The 1,127-nt window shown below is 24.0% G+C and carries 2 protein-coding genes; one reads left to right on the top strand and one right to left on the bottom strand.

Features of this window, described 5'->3' with window-relative positions:
* The first annotated feature begins 155 nt into the window (after window positions 1-155).
* Window positions 156-485 carry a hypothetical protein gene (locus RWY47_RS01015; RefSeq protein WP_224171133.1) on the top strand — a complete coding sequence of 110 codons (330 nt, stop codon included), beginning with the start codon at window positions 156-158 and terminating at the stop codon, window positions 483-485.
* Between the two features lie 50 nt (window positions 486-535).
* Here RWY47_RS01015 and RWY47_RS01010 read toward each other — a convergent pair whose 3' ends face one another.
* Window positions 536-835 carry a hypothetical protein gene (locus tag RWY47_RS01010; protein WP_224171132.1) on the bottom strand — a complete coding sequence of 100 codons (300 nt, stop codon included), beginning with the start codon at window positions 833-835 and terminating at the stop codon, window positions 536-538.
* Between the last annotated feature and the right edge of the window lie 292 nt (window positions 836-1,127).

The following is a 1,127-nucleotide window of genomic DNA, read 5'->3' as shown; positions in this document are numbered from 1 at the left end:
GTTTTTTACTTTTAAAATTAAGATAGAACACATTTAAGGTTTTGGTATTAAAAAAGTATAAATACTTTTAATTTACCATAATTTTACTTTTACCCTTATATATGGAAATGTTTTTTGTTATAATAAATTTACAATAAATATTTTAGGGGGTCATTATGGTTATACAAGATATGATGGATAAAATACAATACTTATCTAGTGATATTTGTTACTTAGCTGTGAAAAGTATTTTAGAAGATATCGAAAGTGATGAGGACTGTTTATATAGTTCTTATCAAGATTGGATAAAAATAAAAGGTATTTGTGAAAATATATCACAAAAGAGAAAAAAGGGAAAACGTCATGCTATTTCATCAAATCAACATTATTGTTTAAAACTTTTTGTTGTTGAAAATATAACAGATGTTGATGATCTTGATGAATTAGTTGATAAGATAAGAGAATTAGCAAACAACTATAAATATGAAAATAATTTACTTTATTAATTAAAAAGTCTTATAACAGATGGTATATCATCTGTTATAAGACTTTTTAATTAAATATTCTTTTTGAAGATATGGTCTATAATTCCAAAAGAACCTTCCATTATTGCTAAAGATAAAGTTAATCCACTTATAATGGTATCTGTAGTTGTTATTCCATATTGTTCCATTTCTCGTGTCCTATCTATAGTTGTTGGGTAAATTAGAGTGGAAACTATGCCAAAAGCTAATACTAAATAATAAATATGTTTAAACAGCTTTAACTTTGAAATATTACAAATATCATTATACTTAGAAGCCTTATAGTACCCCAAACTAAATACGATAGGACCTATTGTACAAATCCAAATCATTATGCACCTCCCTTATTTAGATGACAAACTAAAAAAAGTACTTATTATAGTTCTCCAATTATCTAAGCCTATCCATTTTATAGATTTTGTTGTTTCATTTCCTATTTTTAGTATCTCATTTATTATATTTTACCTTTTTCCCTATAAACTCTCTATTAACTATACGTCAAAACACTAAAAAAAATAAAGATAATTTTACATATTTATAATATTTTTTAGCTTATTAAATTCTTAAATATCTACAACTTCATAATATAAAGACTTATAGTTGCTTTTCTACATACTGTTTCTC

The sequence above is a fragment of the Paraclostridium sp. MRS3W1 genome, from assembly GCF_032465715.1.
Taxonomy (GTDB): Bacteria; Bacillota; Clostridia; order Peptostreptococcales; family Peptostreptococcaceae; genus Paraclostridium; species Paraclostridium dentum.
The sequence above is the reverse complement of the archived record's forward strand: the minus strand, read 5'-3'. Positions and strand labels throughout refer to the sequence as shown.

What these genes read in the sequence shown, in the direction of transcription:
- RWY47_RS01015 (WP_224171133.1), top strand. Translation starts at nt 156, where the DNA reads ATGGTTATACAAGATATGATGGATAAAATACAATACTTATCTAGTGAT.
- RWY47_RS01010 (WP_224171132.1), bottom strand. Translation starts at nt 835, where the DNA reads ATGATTTGGATTTGTACAATAGGTCCTATCGTATTTAGTTTGGGGTAC.